General features: G+C 67.8%; 17 protein-coding genes and 1 tRNA gene. 8 read left to right on the forward strand and 10 right to left on the reverse strand.

The genetic code is table 11. The features are described from left to right. Positions 1 to 200 precede the first annotated feature (200 nt). Positions 201 to 1358, forward strand: coding sequence for a cytochrome P450 (locus HNO81_RS06785; protein WP_175317378.1), 1158 nt, complete (start codon positions 201 to 203; stop codon positions 1356 to 1358). Positions 1359 to 1399: 41 nt separating this feature from the next. Here the strand turns inward: HNO81_RS06785 and HNO81_RS06790 are convergent, their stop codons facing one another. Beyond that, a complete protein-coding gene (locus HNO81_RS06790; protein WP_175317379.1) occupies positions 1400 to 2152 on the reverse strand; it encodes a lytic transglycosylase domain-containing protein in 753 nt (250 codons plus the stop codon). Positions 2153 to 2199: 47 nt separating this feature from the next. On the opposite strand from HNO81_RS06790, the gene HNO81_RS06795 reads away from it, so the two are divergent. Continuing rightward, positions 2200 to 2715 carry a nucleoside kinase gene (locus tag HNO81_RS06795; protein WP_175317380.1) on the forward strand — a complete coding sequence of 172 codons (516 nt, stop codon included), beginning with the start codon at positions 2200 to 2202 and terminating at the stop codon, positions 2713 to 2715. Positions 2716 to 2757: 42 nt separating this feature from the next. Here HNO81_RS06795 and selB read toward each other — a convergent pair whose 3' ends face one another. The 3 genes from selB to HNO81_RS06810 form a co-directional block, all read right to left on the reverse strand. Further along, positions 2758 to 4554: a selenocysteine-specific translation elongation factor gene (selB, locus tag HNO81_RS06800; RefSeq protein ID WP_175317381.1), complete on the reverse strand. Its 1797-nt coding sequence runs from the start codon at positions 4552 to 4554 to the stop codon at positions 2758 to 2760. A 3-nt stretch (positions 4555 to 4557) separates the two neighbouring features. Then, positions 4558 to 5889, reverse strand: coding sequence for an L-seryl-tRNA(Sec) selenium transferase (gene selA, locus HNO81_RS06805; RefSeq protein ID WP_141160568.1), 1332 nt, complete (start codon positions 5887 to 5889; stop codon positions 4558 to 4560). Between the two features lie 36 nt (positions 5890 to 5925). Further along, positions 5926 to 6020: transfer RNA gene (locus HNO81_RS06810), tRNA-Sec, on the reverse strand. A gap of 64 nt (positions 6021 to 6084) precedes the next feature. Between HNO81_RS06810 and selD the strand changes: the two genes are divergently transcribed. Then, the gene (gene selD / locus HNO81_RS06815; RefSeq protein ID WP_371818184.1) at positions 6085 to 7089 is read left to right on the forward strand and encodes a selenide, water dikinase SelD; all 1005 of its coding nucleotides are present in this window, start codon (positions 6085 to 6087) and stop codon (positions 7087 to 7089) included. Positions 7090 to 7116: 27 nt separating this feature from the next. Here the strand turns inward: selD and nrfD are convergent, their stop codons facing one another. The 3 genes from nrfD to fdh form a co-directional block, all read right to left on the reverse strand. Further along, positions 7117 to 8208 (reverse strand): NrfD/PsrC family molybdoenzyme membrane anchor subunit, encoded by a 1092-nt coding sequence (gene nrfD, locus HNO81_RS06820; RefSeq protein WP_175317383.1) that lies wholly within the window; start codon positions 8206 to 8208, stop codon positions 7117 to 7119. Beyond that, complete coding sequence (locus tag HNO81_RS06825; RefSeq protein ID WP_175317384.1) at positions 8205 to 9215, reverse strand: 4Fe-4S dicluster domain-containing protein; 1011 nt, start codon at positions 9213 to 9215, stop codon at positions 8205 to 8207. The genes nrfD and HNO81_RS06825 overlap by 4 nt, the downstream gene beginning before the upstream one ends. Before the next feature lie 98 nt (positions 9216 to 9313). Beyond that, entirely contained in the window at positions 9314 to 12643 is a 3330-nt protein-coding gene (gene fdh, locus HNO81_RS06830; protein WP_175317385.1) for a formate dehydrogenase, read from the reverse strand. 221 nt (positions 12644 to 12864) lie between these two features. On the opposite strand from fdh, the gene HNO81_RS06835 reads away from it, so the two are divergent. From HNO81_RS06835 to HNO81_RS06855, 5 genes are all read left to right on the forward strand, one after another. Beyond that, the gene (locus HNO81_RS06835; RefSeq protein WP_371818180.1) at positions 12865 to 13311 is read left to right on the forward strand and encodes a rhodanese-like domain-containing protein; all 447 of its coding nucleotides are present in this window, start codon (positions 12865 to 12867) and stop codon (positions 13309 to 13311) included. Between the two features lie 91 nt (positions 13312 to 13402). Next, positions 13403 to 13897: a hypothetical protein gene (locus HNO81_RS06840; RefSeq protein ID WP_175317386.1), complete on the forward strand. Its 495-nt coding sequence runs from the start codon at positions 13403 to 13405 to the stop codon at positions 13895 to 13897. Positions 13898 to 14075: 178 nt separating this feature from the next. Continuing rightward, complete coding sequence (locus HNO81_RS06845) at positions 14076 to 15128, forward strand: NADP-dependent oxidoreductase (protein ID WP_175317387.1); 1053 nt, start codon at positions 14076 to 14078, stop codon at positions 15126 to 15128. Then, entirely contained in the window at positions 15125 to 15982 is an 858-nt protein-coding gene (locus HNO81_RS06850; protein WP_175317388.1) for an alpha/beta fold hydrolase, read from the forward strand. The genes HNO81_RS06845 and HNO81_RS06850 overlap by 4 nt, the downstream gene beginning before the upstream one ends. Positions 15983 to 16044: 62 nt before the next feature. Further along, a complete protein-coding gene (locus tag HNO81_RS06855) occupies positions 16045 to 16647 on the forward strand; it encodes a TetR/AcrR family transcriptional regulator (RefSeq protein ID WP_175317389.1) in 603 nt (200 codons plus the stop codon). Between the two features lie 233 nt (positions 16648 to 16880). Here the strand turns inward: HNO81_RS06855 and HNO81_RS06860 are convergent, their stop codons facing one another. From HNO81_RS06860 to HNO81_RS20385, 3 genes are all read right to left on the reverse strand, one after another. Next, complete coding sequence (locus HNO81_RS06860) at positions 16881 to 17459, reverse strand: DoxX family protein (RefSeq protein WP_371818181.1); 579 nt, start codon at positions 17457 to 17459, stop codon at positions 16881 to 16883. Positions 17460 to 17578: 119 nt separating this feature from the next. Next, complete coding sequence (locus tag HNO81_RS06865) at positions 17579 to 18442, reverse strand: NAD(P)/FAD-dependent oxidoreductase (protein WP_371818182.1); 864 nt, start codon at positions 18440 to 18442, stop codon at positions 17579 to 17581. Then, positions 18439 to 18606, reverse strand: a complete 168-nt coding sequence (locus HNO81_RS20385) for an FAD-binding protein (RefSeq protein WP_371818183.1) — start codon at positions 18604 to 18606, stop codon at positions 18439 to 18441. Before HNO81_RS20385 ends, HNO81_RS06865 begins: the two co-directional genes overlap by 4 nt. Positions 18607 to 18688: the final 82 nt, after the last annotated feature.

Consider the following 18688-nt stretch of genomic DNA (forward strand, 5'->3'; position numbering starts at 1 on the left):
TTCACCCTAGCCCCAGGACTGGCCGAAGGTCCGCGGGACGCGCAAGCCGCCGCAACCGGTCTTCGCGGCGAAAGACCATGGATGCCTGGTGTGGTGACGCGGGGACAGGCAGTGGCTAGGATCGAGGTTCCACGGTCAGTCAATTGACGGTTTGGCGCCCTTCATCCCCGCGAGGCCGCCATGTGAGCAGGGAGGCCATCATGGATCTCACCCAGTACCCGCTTGATCCCTTTCCGCAGTATGAACACATGCGGACCTCGGCTCCTGTCTTCCGGGATGACGTGACCGGAAGCTGGCACGTGTTCCGGTACAGCGACGTGCAGCGGGTGTTGTCCGAGCACGCCACTTTCTCCTCCCGCATGGGTGGTGATAATCCGTCCGGTACCGGCCAGCTGTTCGCGTCCAGCCTGATCACCACCGATCCCCCACGGCACCGCCAGCTGCGTTCCCTGGTCACGCAGGCTTTCACGCCAAAAGCCGTTGACGCCCTGGCTCCCCGCATTACCGGACTCACCGAGGACCTCCTGGGCGGAATCGCCGCCGGCGGAAACGCAGACCTGATCAGGGACCTGGCCTACCCGTTGCCGGTGATCGTGATCTCCGAGCTGATGGGCATCCCCGCGGAGGACCGTGAACGCTTCAAGCACTGGTCCGACGTGATCGTGAGCCAGACCCGTACCGGGCCGGCCGGGGCCAACCAGGACGCCACCACGTCAGAGATGGTGGAGTACTTCCTCGCCCTGATCGAGCGGCGCAGGAGCCGGCCGGGCACGGACCTCATCAGCACCCTGCTGGCCGCTGAAATCGACGGCCACAAGCTGACAGTTCCGGAACTGCTCGGCTTCTGCAGCCTGCTCCTGGTAGCCGGCAATGAGACCACCACCAACCTGATCGGCAATGCCGTCCTGTCCCTGGCCGAGGTGCCCGGCGCCCTCGGCCGCCTCCGCGACGATCCGGCCCTGGTTCCGCAGGCACTTGAAGAAGTGCTCCGCTTCCGGTCGCCGGTCCAGTCCATGTACCGGGTGACGGTGGCGGAGACGGCCCTGGGTGACCGGCTGCTGCCCGCCGGCTCACCGGTGGTGGCCTGGATCGGTTCCGCCAACCGCGACGAACAGCAGTTCCCGCGGGCCGCTGAGTTCGACGTCGACCGAAACCCGAACAGGCACCTCGCGTTCGGCCACGGCATCCACTTCTGCCTGGGCGCGCCGCTCGCCCGGCTGGAGGCCAGGATTGCGCTCGAAGCCCTGCTCAACCGCCTGCCGGGACTGTCCGTGGCTCCCGGCGCCGAACTGGAGCGGATGGACAGCAGCATCGTTTACGGGCTGAAGGAACTCCCCGTCACCTGGCAGCCGGCCTGACGTGGCCTGGCGCCGGATCCAGGCCGTCCTGTGTGTTTGGGCTAACGGGACGTGCCGGTTTTCGCGGCGTACTCGGTGGCCTGGGAACTGACCTGGCGGATGTAGGCGCTGGACTGGTTGTAGGCGTAAATAGCCGCTGTCCATCCCTGGGCCGTGCTGAGGTCCCGGCCCCGGCCGCACAGGTAGGTTGCCGCGCCCAGCGCGGCATCATCGATGTTGAACGGGTCCGCCGTCCCGTCCCCGTTGCCGTCCCTGCCGGCGATCCGCCAGGTCGAAGGAATGAACTGCATGGGTCCCACCGCGTGGTCCCAGCTGGCGTCGCCGTCCAGTGCGCCGCCGTCGGTGTCCGCGATGGCGGCGAATCCCGCCCCGTTGAGGCTGGGCCCCACGATGGGGCCGCTGGCCTGGCCGGTGGCGCTCAGGCTGCCGCCGCCGTAAGTGCCGTGGGCGGACTCGACGAAGCCGACGGCGGCCAGCGTGTTCCAGCCGATTCCACAGGTGGGCGCGGATTCATTGGCAGCGGCGGCCGCGCCGACGTAGGCCCGCAATGCCCGTGCCGGGATTCCGGTTTGGGCGGCAGCCGTGCCAAGCCATTGGGCGTCCGGGCTCGGCGTGACGTCCACAGCGGTGGCGATACCTCCGGGCCCGGCCTGGAGCTTCACGCCCGCGCGCGGCGGCAGATAGGCGGATACCTGCGTTCCGGCGCCGGGCTGTCCCAACAGCCAGAAAGAGAAGGCTGCGCTGGCACACGCCACGAACAGGCTGAAGACCACAAAGCGTTTTACACGGAGCACTGACCCATCAAACCACCCCCTCCTCCCGCTCCCCGGTACCATCAGGCATGGGCAGGAGGAATTACCTGATCGAAGGTGGCTCCGGTACGGGCAAGACCGCGGTCTGTCATGAGTTGCGGCGCCGCGGCTACCACGCCATCAACGGCGACCGTGAACTCGCCTACCAAGGTGATCCGGGCACTGGCGAACCGGTCCTGGGCGTCACCGGCGTGGCGGCGCACAGGCACCACCTCTGGCGGGTTGCCGACGTGCGCGCCTTGGCCGCGGACCGGCAGCACGCGGTGACGTTCTTCTGCGGCGGGTCCAGGAACCTTGCCGAATTTGTCGACGTTTTCGACGCCGTCTTCGTCCTTGAGGTGGACCTGCACACGTTGGACCGGCGCCTCAACCGACGCCCGAAGGATGAGTGGGGTGGACGGCAGGAGGAACGGCAGCTCATCGAACACCTGCACGAAACACGAGAAGAGATCCCGCCGGGCGGCATCGCGATTGACGCCACTGTGCCGCTCCCCCACGTCGTGGACACCATCCTCCAGCACGTCCGGGCGGCCGGGTCGGCCTAGGCGTCCCGGTGCGGAGTACTGCTTGTCACGGCCGACGGCGGGTCAGCGCACCACCGTGCGGTGACCGGCGTCCAGCCTGCTGGTCCAGCCCCGCGAATCGAGGTGTTCCAGCAGTGGAACCGCAACCCGGCGGGTGGTGCCGAGGGCCTGGCGAGCCTGGCTTGTCGTGAACGGCTGGTCCAGCCCGGCGAGGGTGCGCATGGCCAGTGCCGGGGCCGAAGGGAGCAAAACCACCCCGTCGCGCAGCCGCAGGATGCGGGCGGCGCGTTCAGCAGCAGCAAGCTCGCGGGCCCCCAGGCCAAGGGCAGCCAGCTCGTCCGCTTCCGGGGCGCGGAAGGCGTCTGCGCCGAGCCGGCCCTCCAGAACCGCAATGGCCGGCTCGATGGGCCCGAGGTTGCCCCCGCTGCCGGGCATCCGGACGTGCCCGCCGTCCTGTTCGAGCCCGGCTCCGGAGATCACATGGGACAGCAGCCTCGCGTCGGGCAGTTTCAGCAGGTCGCGCGCCGCGCCCATGGAAACTCCGGGGGCCAGGGCGTCCCGCTCCTGCAGCACCTGCACTGCACTGCGCAGTTGATGCTGCCAGGCTTCAAGGACGGGAGCGTGCACCCACCAGTCGTCGATGACCTTGACGCCGTCGGGGGCCGCCGTGCCGTTGCCGGAGAGCAGGCCGAGCCGGCGCAGGTGATCCGCCTGGACAGCCTTGCGGGCCGCCACCTCTCCCAGGACGTCGCCGGCGGGATCCATTCCCGCGAGGCGCTCCGCCCAATGGGCGCCGTCGCCGCGCCGCCGCAGCGCGGGCGGGTCCGCGTCGAGGACACGGGCACCGCCGAGCACCGAGCGGCTCCCTGGATCGCGCAGCACCAGCCGGTCCCCCAGGACGAGAGGCAGGTGCCTGTCGAGGACCAGACGGGCATGGTCGGGTCCGAAAGGGCGCAACCGGGCCGACACGGACGCCGTTCCGACGTGCACCATGAGCTGCTCGGGTACCTCCGTATAGGCCACCCCGGTGGTGCGCTGAATGCCTGCCACTGCGGTGGTGGGCCATGCGTCCGGTGTGACCAGCGCGTCGCCGCGCCGGATGTCCGCTGCGGCGACGTCGCGCAGGTTCAATGCCACGCGGCTGACCGGTTCCACTGAAGGGTAGGACGTGTCACGGCTCTGCAGGCCGCGGACCACCACGGCCCGGCTGCCGGCGTGCCCGAGCAGTTCCAGCCGGTCGCCCTGGGCCAGCGTTCCTGCCGCCAGGGTTCCGGTCACCACGGTTCCGGAACCGGTGATGGTAAACGAGCGGTCCACCCACAACCTGACCCGCCCGGTGGTGACCGGGGCAGGCACCCGGGCTAGGACGTCGTCGAGCGTTGCCCGTAACTCCGGAAGCCCGGTCCCGTCGATGGCGGACACCACCACCGCGGGAGCATCCCGCAGCCCTGTCCCGGCAAGCTCTGCGCGGGTCCGCGAGAGCACGTCTGCAACCTGCTGCCCTGTGGCCCGGTCTGCCCGGCTCAGCACCACGACGCCGTGGTCGATGCCCAACGCAGCGACGGCGTCCCGGTGGTCGCTGGACTGGGCCTGCCAGCCCTCGTCCGCGGCCACCACGAAGCAGACCACCGGCGCCGGCCCAATGCCGGCCAGCATGTTTCCGAGGAACCGTTCGTGGCCGGGTACGTCGACGAACGCAACATCCTGCCCGGAGGGCAACGTGGTCCAGGCGTAGCCAAGGTCGATGGTCAAGCCGCGGCGGCGTTCTTCCTCCCAGCGGTCCGGTTCCATGCCGGTGAGGGCACGGACCAGGGTGCTTTTACCGGAATCGACGTGTCCGGCTGTGGCAACGACGTGCACCGCTCAGCCCGCCCTGCCGGCATCCGCGGCTTCGAGGCTTGCCAACGCCTCCCGTACGGCCGCGGCGATCCGGGCGTCGTCCCGTTCGGGGACGCACCGCAGGTCAACCAAACAGAAGCCGTCGTGGACGCGCGGCAGCACGGCCGGATCCCCGGTCCGCAGGAGCCGGGCGACGCCTTCCGGGAGCCGGAGTGCCCACCCGGCCAGGGGAACCCCCGGGGCACCTCCGCCGCCTACCCTGCCGTCATGCGGGACCACGGCTGCACCAAGTTCCCGGGCCAGCCGGTCAGTTCGGCGGCGCAGCTGCCCGGCGTCGGCGTGCAGCGCCTGGACGACCGGCGGCGGGCCGCCGGCAACGGTCGCCTCCAGGGCGGCAAGGGCAAGTTTGTCGGCCCTGACCGCGCGGGCCAGCGGGTGGCGCGCCAGCCGCGCGATGACTTCCCTGCGGCCCAGCAGCAGGCCGGCCTGGGGGCCGCCCAGCAGTTTGTCGCCGCTGGCAATCACGACGTCGGCCCCACTCGCCAAAGCGGTGGCGGCATCCGGTTCATCCGGCAGGAACGGGTCCGGTGCCAGCAGTCCGCTGCCGAGGTCAGCCACGAGGGGTACCCCGTTGCCGGCAGCCAGCCGGCTCAGCTCAGCCATGGGAACAGCCGAGGTAAAGCCGTCAACACGGAAATTGCTGGGGTGGACCTTGAGGATGCACCCGGTATCCGGTCCGAGCGCCCCGGCGTAGTCATGGAGGTGGGTCCGGTTGGTGGTGCCCACCTCGCGAAGCCTGGCGCCTGTGGATTCCATCAGGTCGGTGAGCCTGAACCCGGCACCGATTTCCACCAGTTCGCCCCGGCTCAGCACCACCTCGCGGCCGGCCGCCAGGGCCGTCGTGGCGAGCACCAGTGCTGCCGCTCCGTTGTTCACCACCAGCGCGTCCTCGGCCGCAGGACATGCAGCGAGGAGGGCGGCGCGGGCTCCGGCGCCGCGGCGTGAACGGCTGCCGTCCGACAGGTCTAGCTCCACGTCCACGTAGCCGCTGGCCGCGACGAGGGCGGCAACAGCGCCTTCGGAAAGCGGCGCACGCCCCAGGTTGGTGTGCACGATGACACCGGTGGCGTTCAAGACCGGGCGCAGGGTTGTTGCCGTCCGGGCAGCGACGGCAGCCAGCAGGACAGGTTCCACCTGGCCGGCCGGGAGCCCGCCGCTCCGGGCCTGCTCCTGGACATCCCGGACGAGTTCGCGGATGATGCGCCCGTTCAGCCGGGTGCGGGCCTCGCGGACCGCCGGCAGTGCCAGCAGGTCATTCGTGCGGGGAATCAGGCGCCGGGGATCGACCTGGTCCACAGCCCTCCTCGTATCGCGGCATTCGTTGCCGAAAGTTGGCGGTGGCGGACGGGAATCGAACCCGCCAGGCCGAGATGCTCAGCCGCACCGGTTTTGAAGACCGGGGGGCCCACCAGGACCCGGACGCCACCGCGCCTCAATATAGCAGGGTTGCCTTGAAGGTACGCTGGGCAGGTGAATGAGGCCCAGACGTCAATCCAGCAACTCGATGCAGGTGCCGCCGGCGCAGTCCGGCTCACCGACTATGCCCACGGGGGTGGCTGCGCCTGCAAAATTCCTCCGGGCGAGCTCGAAGACGCGGTCCGTGGCCTGATCGGCCAGCCCGGAGCCGAGGTACTGGTGGGCCTCGACACTGGCGACGACGCGGCGGCGGTCCTGGTGCGTGAGGACCTTGCCGTCCTGACCACGGCGGACTTTTTCACTCCCGTGGTCAACGACGCCTTCGACTGGGGCCGGATCGCCGCAGCCAATGCGCTCTCGGACATTTACGCCATGGGCGGCCGGCCAATCACGGCGATCAACCTCATCGGCTGGCCCCGGGGCGTCCTCCCCATGGAGCTGATGACCGAAGTCCTGCGCGGCGGGCTGAGCGTAGCCTCGCAGGCGGGTTGTCCGGTTCTTGGGGGCCACTCAATTGATGACCCTGAACCAAAGTACGGCATGGCAGTGACGGGCGTGGCCCATCCGGACCGTTTGCTGCGCAACGATGCCGCCCGGCCCGGACTGCCCATCACGCTCACCAAGCCAATCGGCGTCGGACTTCTCAACAACCGGCACAAGCAGACCGGCGAGGTGTTCCCTGAAGCCGTGGAAACCATGGCTGCCCTGAACCGCGACGCGGCCGACGCCGCGGTGGCTGCCGGTGTCAGGGCGGCAACCGACGTGACAGGTTTCGGCCTCCTGGGCCACCTCCACAAAATGGTGCGCGCGTCGGACGTGGGGGCCGTGATCGACCTGAAGGCCGTGCCGCTGATCGACGGCGCCCGCCAGGCGCTCCGTGATGGCTTCATTTCCGGCGGGAGCCGGCGCAACCTGGAGTGGGTGCGTCCGCACGTCAGCACCGCGGCAGGCATCACCGACGACGACCTGCTGCTCCTGGCTGATGCGCAAACCTCCGGCGGCCTGCTGGTGGTTGGTGAGCTGCCGGGGCATCCCGTGATCGGCCATACCACCGCGGGGCGGGGCATCGAGATCCGCTGATTCCGAACGCCTGCGGAGGCGCCCTTGTCAGCTCCCGGTGGTAATCGCGTCGCCGGTGACGCCGGCTGCGCGGCGGGCCGCCAGCCGGTTCTTCTGCGGTTCAATCGTGTACCGCGGATCCCTGGCCGACTCAAGGCCGGCCTCGAACACGCCAAACCGGGTCAGCGCTGATGCGGAAAGCAGGGCCAGCCCCGAAACGGCCGCCACGATGCGGTGCCTTCCGCCCAGGAGTGTCCCCAGGCCGCCGGCAACAGCCAGCCGTTCGCTCCACTTCAGCATTGCTCCGGCCTTGCCCTGGTGAAGTGGCTCAGCAGCCACCGGATCCATCCGGCGTTCCATCACCTTCATGGCCACCACGTCACCCAGGACACCGAGCACGGCGAGGTTACGTGCAGGACCCGTCTCGCGGACCGGCGTGGTGACCATGGCCAGCCCGGCGGACGCCAGGCACGCGGAACTCACGAAGACGAAGGGCAGCTCTTCATGGGCAGCGTTCCACGTTGGCGTGGCGGTGTCGCCCAGCAGGACGGCAGTGTAGGCCGCCAGTGGTCCAGCGAAGACCGCAGCTTCGATGCCGGCGGGTCCTTCGACGGCCTGCAGCACGTTGCGCAGGGGGCCGAGCGGCAGCCGGTTTCCACTCATGCGGTCGATCTCCGCGACGGCCGCCACACCCGCTCCGGCGCTGAACGCACTCAGGATCCACGAACCCACGCTCATGGGGGACGTAACCTTGAAGGTCCGCAGCATGTGCAGGAAGCGCTCCGGCCGGCCCAGGTCCTTCACCAAGGCAACCGCCCCGGCGCTTACCGCGGTGAGGGCGCCCAGCCGGGCATTCCGGCGAAGCACGGGCCGCCCGGTCAATTGTCCGCCGGCGGCCAGGAGGGCCGAGCCTGCCGCCACACCACCGAGGAAGAGGTAGATGGCGACGTCATCGCCCCATGGTGCGGGTTTCACCACGGGACGGCCGTAGTAGGAGCTGAATTCCGGCTCCGGGACCATGGGCATCTCGCGGCTGCCGTCGCCGTTGTCCCGGCGCCGTCCAGTGCCGCGTTTGCCGCCCTCCCGCCGTCGCCGGGCGGGTTCCGATGGCCGGAAACTGTCGAATTCGGAAAGTGTCACGCGCGTCCTCCCAGGAAGGCAAGTGCAGCTGCAGCGGCCATGCCCGCTACCGCCATACCGGCCCGCCGGTACATCTTCGGCAGATCAGCGGTGGGGACCCGCGGGTCCGGCGGTAGCCCGTAGACTTCCGGTTCGTCCAGCAGCAGGAAGACAGATCCGGTGCCGCCGACGCCGTCGTTCTCGTTCGCACCGTAGAGCCGCGCCTCGGTGAGGCCCTTCGCGTGCAGGTCTGCCACCCGCTCACGGGCCGCCTCCACCATGTCGTCGTGGTCGCCGAACTTGATGGACGTCGTCGGGCATGCTTTGGCGCAGGCCGGCGTCTCGTCCGCCACCAGTCGGTCGTAACAGAGGGTGCACTTCTGGGCGATGCCCGCGTTCGGGACCTCGGGGTGCGCGGCGTGCTGGTCTTCCCTGCTGGTAGAGACCTTGACCGTGCCGTTGCTGCGGCGTTCGATGACGCCGAAGGGGCACCCGGCCACGCAGGTTCCGCAACCGTTGCAGACGTCGTCCTGGACCACCACGGTGCCGAACTCGGTCCGGAACAGCGCCCCGGTGGGACACACATCAAGGCACCCCGCGTGCGTGCAGTGCTTGCAGACGTCGGAGGACATCAGCCACCGGAAGTCTGCCGTGTCCGGCGGCGTGGTGTCCGCTTCCGCAAGGTCCGCCGGGACGGATGCTGCCGGAGCCGGAGGACCGATGCGGGGCATTCCCAGGCTGACCAGGGCCCGCCCCGATTCCCGGGCCTCCACAATGCGGTCCTGGCCCTGCTCAATGAACGCGACATGCCGCCAGGTGCTGGCGCCCAGGGATCCGGTGTTGTCATAGGAAGACCCGAGGAGTTCCAGGTTCCCGTCCTGCGGATTGTGGTTCCACTCCTTGCAGGCAACTTCGCAGGCCTTGCAGCCGATACAAATCGAGGTGTCAGTGAAGAACCCCTTGCGCGGATGGTTGTGTTCCCAGTGGGCATCGGCGGTGGGGTCGGTCGGTCCGGACAGCTGGCCCATCTAGTTCTCCAAGGTGGGATCGATGCCCGGAACGCTGCCGCTGGGCAGTGTCCCGGGCCGGGCAAAGTAGGTGCGGCCCTGGCCGGATATGGCGACGGTCATTTCCCGCCACCCTCGGCGTGGCCGTCGGGCCCCGCGGGATCCTTGCCTTCCGCCGCGGGGGCGGTGACGGTGCGGTTACCGGTCTCGATGGTCAGCCCGGCCCTCGCCTGGTATTCGGCAACGAGGGCAAGGAGGTCCTTCCCGCGCGGCCGGCGGCCTGGACGGATGTCGCAGGAGGCCACCTTGGATTCCTGGATCTGGACGTTGGGATCAAGGGTCACCCCCAGCAGGTCGTTGGCCGCGTCACCGCTGACCACAGCATTGCTGCCGACGCCCCAGTGGTAGGGCAGGCCGATCTGGTGCACGGTGTGCCCGCCAACGGCAAGCGGCCTCATCCGGTCGGTCACCAGCACCTTCGCCTCAATGGCAGAGCGCGGCGAGATGATGGTGGCCCACCCATAGGGTTCCAGTCCGCGCTCAGCGGCCAGTTCGGGCGACACTTCGCAGAACATCTCCGGCTGCAGTTCGGAGAGGTACGGCAGCCAGCGGCTCATCCCGCCCGCGGTGTGGTGCTCCGTGAGCCGGTACGTGGTGAAGACGAAGGGATAGACCTCCGCCCCGGGTGTACCGGCACTGGGTGCGCTGAGGTTGTCCTTGCGGGCGTACTTCAGCCGTGCCGGACTCTGCTGCTGCGGGTACAGCCCGTTGGCCACGGGTGATTCCTGGGCCTCGTAGTGGGTTGGGAGCGGACCGTCCACGAGTCCCTTGGGCGCGAACAGCCAGCCCTTGCCGTCAGACTGCATGATGAACGGATCGTCCCCGCTGAGCGCGGCCGGTCCGCCCACCGAGGGGTCGGGTTTGGTGCCGGGGGCGAGGGTCGGCGGGAAGTCGGGGACGTCGTCGCCCACCCACTTCCCCTGCTCCGCGTCCCACCACACGTATTTCTTGCGTTCGCTCCACGGCTTGCCGGCCGGATCGGCGGAGGCGCGGTTGTACAGGATCCGCCGGTTGGCCGGCCAGGCCCAGCCCCACTCAGGAGCTGCCGGGCCTTGTTCCTGGCCTGGTTTCCGGCTGGCGGCGTGGTTGATCCCCTCGGCGTAGACGCCGGTGTAGATCCAGCAGCCTGCCGTCGTAGAGCCGTCCGCGCGGAGTTCGGTGTAGGCGGAGAGCGGCTTACCGGCATCCGGGCCGGTCAGGTGACGCCCGTTGATCTCGGCAAGCACCGACTCGGGGTCCGGATCACCGTGCTCGTCCGTGGGGTAATCCCACGTCAGATCCAGCAGCGGCCGGTCCCGTTCGTCCTGGGAATCGGCGAGCTTCTCCCGGATCCGGTGCCCCAGTTCGTAAAAGAACTGCAGTTCGCTCTGGCACTCGCCCGGCGGTGCCACCGCCTGGTGGCGCCACTGCAACAGCCGCTGGGTCTGGGTGAAGGACCCGGCCTTCTCCACGTGGGTGGCTGCCGGCAGGAAGAAGACCTCGGTCTCGATATCCTCGGTCCGGAGTTCCCCGGACTCGATTTCCGGGCCGTCTTTCCACCACGTCGCGGACTCGATCATGTTCAGGTCGCGGACCACGAGCCACTTCAGGTGGGACATTCCGAGCCGCTGCATGCGCCCGTGCGCCGAGCCGACCGCCGGGTTCTGGCCGAGCAGGAAGTAGCCTTCCACCTCGTCGCGGAGCATGCTCATCACGGTCTCATAGGTCCCGTGGGCACCGGTCAGCCGGGGCAGGTAGTCGTAGGCCCAGTCGTTGTCCGCCGTCGCCGCGTCCCCCCACCAAGCCTTCAGCAGGCTGATGGTGTACGCATCGGCATCGGCCCAGAATCCCTTTTGGCTCTTCGAGGCGTTGGCCGCGAGGTACTCCTCCAGGGTGTCGTGGCGGCCGGCGCTGGGCATGGGGAGGTAGCCGGGCAGCAGGTTGAACAGCGTCGGAATGTCGGTGGAGCCCTGGATGCTGGCGTGGCCGCGGAGGGCCATGATCCCGCCGCCGGGACGCCCCACGTTTCCCAGCAGCAACTGGAGGATGGCGGCTGCCCGGATGAACTGGGCACCCAGCGAGTGCTGGGTCCAACCCACGGCGTACGCGAAGCAGGTGGTCCGGTCGCGGCCGGAGTTCTCCGTGATGGTCTTCGCCAGGTAGGCAAAGTCGGCTTCGCTGATGCCGCACATGTCGCGGACCATTTCCGGGGTGTAACGGGCGTAGTGCCGCTTCAGGATCTGGAAGACGGTCCTGGGGTTTTGGAGCGTGTCATCCCGCAGCACTTCCGCGTGCTCGAGGGGCGGGCCACCGCTGCCGAGGGCGTCGCCGGCTGCCCGGGCGCCCGCCTCGGCCCCGTGCTCCGGACCGGCCGGTTCGTCGATGGAGCCATCTTCGGCTTCATCGTAGGCCCACGACGAGTTGTCGTATGCACCCTTTTCCGGGTCGAAACCGGAGAACAGCCCGCCAAGGTCCTCAGCGTCGCGGTAGTCCTCATGGACCAGCGTGGCCGCGTTGGTGTACGCGGTCACATACTCCTTGAACCACAGGTCGTTGGCGATGACGTAGTTGATGAGCGCGCCAAGGAGCACAACATCGGAGCCGGCCCTGATGGGCAGATGCTTGTCCGACACGGCCGAGGTCCGAGTGAACCGCGGGTCGATATGGATGACCTTCGCCCCACGGGCTTTAGCCTCCGCTACCCACTGGAATCCCACCGGATGGCATTCGGCCATGTTGGAACCCTGGATGATGATGCAGTCGGCGTTGGCCATGTCCTGCAGTGACTGCGTAGCGCCACCGCGCCCAAACGAGGCTCCCAAACTGGGAACCGTGGCGGAGTGTCATATACGGGCTTGGTTCTCCGTCTGTACCGCGCCGGCAGCGGTGAAAAGCTTCTTGATCAGGTAGTTCTCTTCGTTGTCCAATGTGGCGCCGCCCAGCGAGGCGATGCCCATGGTGCGCCGCAGCAGGCGGCCGTGGTCATCGGTCTGCTGCCAGGTCCTGCGCCGGCTCTCGATGAACCGGTCGGCGATCATTTCGACGGCGGTGGAGAGTTCCAGCCGCTGCCATTCCCTGGCACGCGGCGCACGGTACAAAACCTTGGTCTGGCGGCCCGGAGAATTGACCAGCTGTTCGCTGGCGGAACCCTTGGGGCAGAGGCGCCCGCGTGAAATAGGTGAGTCCGGATCGCCTTCGATCTGAACGACCTTCTCGTCTTTGACGTAAACGCGCTGCCCGCACCCGACCGCGCAGTAGGGGCACACACTCTGCACCACCCGGTCTGCGGTGGCTGTGCGGGGGGTCATGGCCTGCGTCTTGGGCGAGGTCACCGACGGCCCACGGCCAAGGAGGTCGCCCGTGGTCAGTTGACGGACGACCGGCCATTGAAGAAAACTTCGCGGTGCCATTTCTGGAGCATATCCCAGACCACGGCAGGAGCAACAGGACAAGGTTGGGCGTGTCCCGCTGCATCAAGCAGCCGGAACCTTGCGGCGCAAGGAATGCCTGCCCCCAGGGAAATCGCGTGGCGGAAGTGCGCCGAACCGGCTTCGCCCATAACGTGGGACGCAGGGACTGTGCGGCCACACTGCGGACTGTGCACCGATCAGCAGGCAAAGCGAGGAAAACAGTGGAACAGAGCACCGGCTGCGACGGGGATGCAGCGGCCAGTCAACCAGGTTCGGGTTCCGGCGTTTCGGCTGAGACCTCCGCCATCGATCAGATGCTGCGTGAAAGCCGGGCAGGACTGGAGCGGGTTCAGCCCTGTGACCTTGAGAAGGAGATTGCCGCGGGAGCCATGGTTGTTGACACCCGGCCCGCGGACCAACGGGACCGCGACGGCGCGCTTCCCGGAGCCGTGGTCATCGACCGGAACGTCCTGGAGTGGCGGCTGGATCCATCCAGCCCGCACCGGATCCCCGATGCAGACGATCCCGGCCGGCGCATCGTGATCGTCTGCAATGAGGGCTACAGCTCCAGCCTCGCCGCCCATACCCTGCAGCGTCTGGGGCTGACCCGTGCAACTGACCTGATTGGCGGGTTCCAGGCTTGGGCGGCCTGGCGTGCAGGTCACTGACCCACCCACGGGATCGGGCAATGGGAGACGAAGTGAGCGTGGCGAAGAAGCGCAGGCCGGATAACCGTGGCACCGCGGCAGCGGAACCCGAATGAGCACGCCACCAAACCAGAAGCCACCGCAAAAGAAGGGCAGGCTTGGCTGGGTCCTCGGGGCGACTGCGGTGGCAGTGGCCCTGCTGTGCCTTCTTGGGTTCGCAGGTTGCTCTGCCCTCGCCGGAGCAATCAACGGCGGAGGATCCCCGCAGGAAAAGGCCTCAGAGATGAAGGCGCGGGCAGACAACGTCCCGGAGGACGACTGGAAGGTGGTCTTCCGCCAGGACCCCACGGTCGACCCGTGGTGCCTGTCCATTGACACCTCCTGCCTGCGGTTGAGCGCCCGCTGGTCCGTGGGCCACACGGTAATCCTGGACGAGGCTGCTGCCAGGTTCGGCATGACGCCGGATCCAGCCGGTCCGGCAACGGAGCCCTCCACAGGCTGCATCACCAGCAAGCCCGACGGCGTCCGGAAGGAGTCACTGTGCATCCAGGATTCTCCTGCAGGACAGGGCGCTGTTGAGGTCACCATTCAGATGGAACGCGATTAGGGCCATCCCCCTGCGCACAGAGGCACCGCACCCGGGACGCCCGCCCCCGTCGTCGCAAAACAACCACCATCCCAGCCACCTCAGCATGCCTACCGCGCTGTCGGGGCGATGGCGCCTTTGACAAAATAAATTGAGTGCGCTCATAATTGAGTACACTTACTAAGAAGGGCGCTCCCCCATGAAGGCGTTTGTTGTTGACAAGTACAAGGCCGGACTTCGGCTGGCCGACATTCCCGAACCGGCCGTTGGGGATCACGATGTCCTGGTCCGTGTGGAAGCGGCCGGACTCAACCAGCTGGATGAGAAGATCCGGCTGGGCGAGTTCAAGCAGATACTCCCCTACAGGCTGCCACTGGTCCTGGGAAACGACCTGGCGGGAACCGTCCTCGAGGTGGGGTCCAAGGTCACCGGTTTCCGGCCGGGCGACGAGGTCTTTGCCCGGCCCGGCAAGGACCGCATCGGCACGTTTGCCGAACGGATTGCCGTCACCGAGGCAGACCTGGCGGTTAAACCGGCGTCCATCAGCATGGCCGAGGCAGGCGCGTTGCCCCTGGTTGCGTTGACGGCTTGGCAGGCGCTGGTGGAACGCGGCGGACTGCAGCCGGGACAGAAGGTCCTCATCCATGCCGGCGCCGGCGGTGTTGGTTCCATCGCCATCCAGCTCGCCAAGCACCTCGGCGCCACCGTGGCCACAACGGCCAGCGCCGCGAACGCGGAGTTCGTCCGCTCCCTCGGCGCCGATGTCGTCATCGATTACCGGGACCAGGACTTCGAGGAAATACTGAGTGGCTACGACCTGGTCCTCGACAGCGTCGGCGGGCAGAACCTGGAGAAATCCCTTCGCATCCTCAAACCCGGTGGCCTCGCCGTCGGAATTGCAGGGCCGCCGGACCCGGCTTTCGCGCGGGAAGTGGGTCTTAACCCCCTGGTCCGGTTCGCCGTCGCCGGCCTGAGCCGGCGCATCCGGGGCCAGGCGCGCCGCCTCGGTGTGCGCTACGAATTCCTTTTCATGTATGCCAGCGGTGGGCAGTTGGGCAGCATCGCGAGGCTTGTCGACGACGGCGTGCTGCGTCCCGTCGTCGGACGCACCACCCCGTTCGCCCAGCTCCCCGATGCCTTGGAGGCGCTGGGGCGTGGAGGCCTGCGCGGCAAGTCCGTCGTCGTCAATCCCCCAACCGACGGCGCCCCGTCCCGCGCAGCCCGCCAGCACGAACGCGGGGACCGGGCATGAGCGCCGCTGAAGGCAGCGCAGCCGCGTCCTATGCCGATGCACCAACGCACAGCATCACGGCCGGCGGCGTCACCTATGCCTACCGGGAATTGGGTCCCAGGGGCGGAGTTCCCGTGGTCTTCTTCCTGCACCTTGCCGGCAACCTGGACAACTGGGACCCGCGGGTGATCGACCCCATCGCCAAAGAACACCACGTCATCACCTTCAATAACCGAGGCGTCGGTGCCACCAACGGGAAGGTGCCGGACAGCATCGAGGCCATGGCCGACGACGCCGCCACCTTCATCCGTGCCCTGGGCCTGTCCACGGTGGACATTTTCGCCTTTTCCCTTGGCGGGATGGTGGCGCAGGCCCTCATCGGCAAGCACCCGGACCTGGTCCGGAAACTCATCCTTGCCGGAACGGGTCCTCGGGGCGGGAAAGGCATGGACAAGGTTGCGCGGGTCACGTACTTCGACATTCTGCGGGCCACCGTGGTCGGGGCCGATCCCAAGGAATTCCTGTTCTTCAACCGGAACACTGCGGGCAAGCTGGCGGCAAAAGCGTTCATCGCCCGCCTGCAGGAGAGCACGGACGGGCGTGACCGGCCGGTCCGGATCCAGGCGTTCCAGGCGCAGTTGAAGGCAATCAGGAACTGGGGCCGCGGCGCTCCGGCCGACCTGTCCGCGATCAGCCAGCCCACGCTGATCGCCAACGGCGACAATGACCGCATGGTTCCCTCCGTCCTGTCAGGGGACCTGCACCGGCGCATTGCCGGCTCGGAACTGGTGATCTATCCCGATTCCGGCCACGGCGGCATCTTCCAGTTCCATCGACAGTTTGTTCCCCTCGCCATTGAGTTCCTCCAACGCTGACCGCCTGTTGGCTAGACTCGAAGCCTGTCCCTTACCATGACCATTCCGGAGGCCAGCCCCCCATGCATCCTGCGTCCCAGCCCGTGTCCCGGCGGGAACGGAACAAGCAGGCCAAGCTTGACCGGATCACTGAAGCGGCCCGGGAACTCTTTGCCGAACATGGCATTGACGACGTCACCACCCAGCAGATTGCCGAAAAGGCCGACATCGGCACGGGCACCCTCTTCCTCTACGCCAAGAACAAAGGTGAACTGCTGCTGCTGGTGCAGAACTCGGCCTACGCCGATGCCCTCGCCACGGGCACGGCGGGTGCAGCGAAAGCCACTTCACCGCTCGAGGCCGTCATGGCCATTGTCCAGCCCGTGGTGGAATGCAACCGTACCCGGGTGGACAACGGCCGCACTTACCTGCGGGAAATGGTGTTCGGCGATCCCAGTGAGCCCCACCACCACGCAGCGCTCACCCTCGCCGCCGGGACAGAGTCCGCCATTGCGGAGGCGCTGCAGCGCGGCGGCCGCACGTCCGCGGCGACAGCGGCCAGCCTTGCCCGCACCATTTCCGCCATCATGTTCCTCACCATGGCAGCGTCCATCAACGCTTCCCGGTCCACGGGGGACCTGCTGGCCGATATCCGGGACCAGGTGGCAGCCATCCTCCCGGCCTGAACCAAAGCGCCCTCGCCGGCGGTACGGCCGCTGTGGAGCGTCGCCAAGGCCCGTGTTCTTCTTTGAGTTGCTTACTGATCTCAGCGGAGCGTCCCATAACAAGGGCTCGGGCTACGGCGTCAGCGGTGCCAATTGCAAAGAAGTGCCACCCGTGGATTGTGCGGCGGGCGGGCGAACGCCCCTCCGGAGATACGAAAGTTCCGTGGGAGCGTAGCAGCCAAGGCCCCGTCAACTCACGCCTGCGGTGGCGATCCGTCCTCCGCCGGCGTGGCGCCCGATGCCGGCGTGTGGTCTGCTGCCAGCGCCTGGCGGCGGCGGTAGATCTGGATGCCGATGGCAACCGGTATTACGGAAACAGCGACTACCCGCATCCACGGCCTGTCCAGAACGTGGCCGGTGAGGGCATCAAGGGAAACCCGCCCCGGTCCGCCGATGGCGAAGGATGTGGCCGCGAGTCCCAGCACCGCCGGATATTCCAGGCCGCCGTCCGTCGCGAAGAAACCGTTCGGCGCATGCACGCTCGCCGCCACCCCCATCGTGGTGGCAGCGGCCGCTCCAGCGGCCGGCGTGGCGAAGCCCAGAGCAAGGGCAAGTCCGGCGCCCGCCTCTCCGAGGCCAGCCAACATGGCGCTGGTCTTTGCAGGGCGGAACCCCATGGCATCCATGCCCTTGCTGGTTTCCTCAATGCCACCCCCGCCAAACCAACCGAAGAGTTTCTGCGACCCGTGCGCCACGAGCACACCGCCAAGTGCGGCACGGAACAGGGTGCGGGCTGCGGTGGTGGCTGCCGGCGTTACATTTTCATGACTCACGCTCATAAACCCTTCGGTCGGTGATGCGGGCTAAACCCGCCACGCCATTCTAGGACGCAGGAGACGGAAAAGGCCGGGCCTGGACAGAAACGGGCCTGACGGTGGCCTGGGCCTCGCACCTACAGTTCCCGGACTTCCAGGCCATGGCGCCGCTGACCAACAACGGCCTTGAAAACGGTATCCTCCGAGGCGGCGGAGAAGAGGCCGAAGCGCCCCTCCACGGCCCAGCGGGTTTCTTCCTCAATGAGGTCCGCGTTGATGCGTGCCCCACTCATGACACCGTCGGCTGCCGCGGTGACTACCTGCGCCATCAGGTTCGTGACGTTGCCGGCCGCATATACGCCGTGGACAGCTGTTGCACCACCCGTGGGATCAGCCTCCACGAACCGGCCGGCCCCCGACGGGTGCGGCTGGAGCGCCAGGCCAAGTGATTCCAGAAGGTGGGAGCGGGCTTCCAGCCGGGACGCGACCGCCAACGCCTCCACGTCAAAGGAACGCCCTGAGCGAAGGGTGATGCCCCGCAGGAGGCCATCGACGGCGTCGACCGTGGCAACCGGACCATCAACCACCGTGATGGAGCGGGCAGCCAGTTTCTCCCATTCCTCGTCGGTGGGTTCCACGGTGTCGTTGAGGAACAGGGTGAGCTCCGACGACCACTGGCGGAACAGCAGGGCCTGATGGATGGACAGCGGCCCCGTGCCCAGCACACCGATCCGCCGTCCCCGGATCTCCCAGCCGTGACAGTAGGGACAATGCACCACGCCCTTGCCCCACTGGTCCCGTAGCCCCTCAATCGGGGGCAGCTCATCGGTCAGGCCGGTGGTGACCAGAAGCCGTCGTCCCGAAATCCGGCGGCCGTCGTCGGTCATCACGTCGAAACCATCGGGAGTGCGCCGGGCCGACACCGCCTCGCCGTCTATCAGCGTGCCTCCGTAGGAAAGCACTTCCCGTCGGCCGGCAGCCAGCAGCTCTTCGGGTTTCATCCCGTCCCTGGAGAGGAAACCGTGCACGCCTGCCGCGGGTGCATTGCGGGGGGCCCCGGAATCAATGACCACCACCGAGCGCAAAGCCGGGCCAAAGTAGTGGCCGCGCTGAGACCGGCCGCCCCGCCGCCCACAATCACAACGTCACATCGCGTGTTTTCCATTTTGCTGAGCCTCTCGATCTGTCGCTAAAGCTGCCCGCCTCCGTGTGCGGGGCATAGCAACAGCATGGTGCTCATTCGCACT

Source organism: Pseudarthrobacter sp. C4D7 (assembly GCF_013359725.1).
GTDB lineage: Bacteria > Actinomycetota > Actinomycetes > Actinomycetales > Micrococcaceae > Arthrobacter.

Excerpts from the sequence above, each read along its gene's own strand:
- HNO81_RS06785 (WP_175317378.1), top strand. The coding sequence starts at position 201 with ATGGATCTCACCCAGTACCCGCTTGATCCCTTTCCGCAGTATGAACAC.
- HNO81_RS06795 (WP_175317380.1), top strand. The coding sequence starts at position 2,200 with ATGGGCAGGAGGAATTACCTGATCGAAGGTGGCTCCGGTACGGGCAAG.
- HNO81_RS06825 (WP_175317384.1), bottom strand. The coding sequence starts at position 9,215 with ATGGGCCAGCTGTCCGGACCGACCGACCCCACCGCCGATGCCCACTGG.
- HNO81_RS06840 (WP_175317386.1), top strand. The coding sequence starts at position 13,403 with ATGAGCACGCCACCAAACCAGAAGCCACCGCAAAAGAAGGGCAGGCTT.
- HNO81_RS06845 (WP_175317387.1), top strand. The coding sequence starts at position 14,076 with ATGAAGGCGTTTGTTGTTGACAAGTACAAGGCCGGACTTCGGCTGGCC.
- HNO81_RS06850 (WP_175317388.1), top strand. The coding sequence starts at position 15,125 with ATGAGCGCCGCTGAAGGCAGCGCAGCCGCGTCCTATGCCGATGCACCA.
- HNO81_RS06855 (WP_175317389.1), top strand. The coding sequence starts at position 16,045 with ATGCATCCTGCGTCCCAGCCCGTGTCCCGGCGGGAACGGAACAAGCAG.
- HNO81_RS06865 (WP_371818182.1), bottom strand. The coding sequence starts at position 18,442 with ATGAAACCCGAAGAGCTGCTGGCTGCCGGCCGACGGGAAGTGCTTTCC.
- HNO81_RS20385 (WP_371818183.1), bottom strand. The coding sequence starts at position 18,606 with ATGGAAAACACGCGATGTGACGTTGTGATTGTGGGCGGCGGGGCGGCC.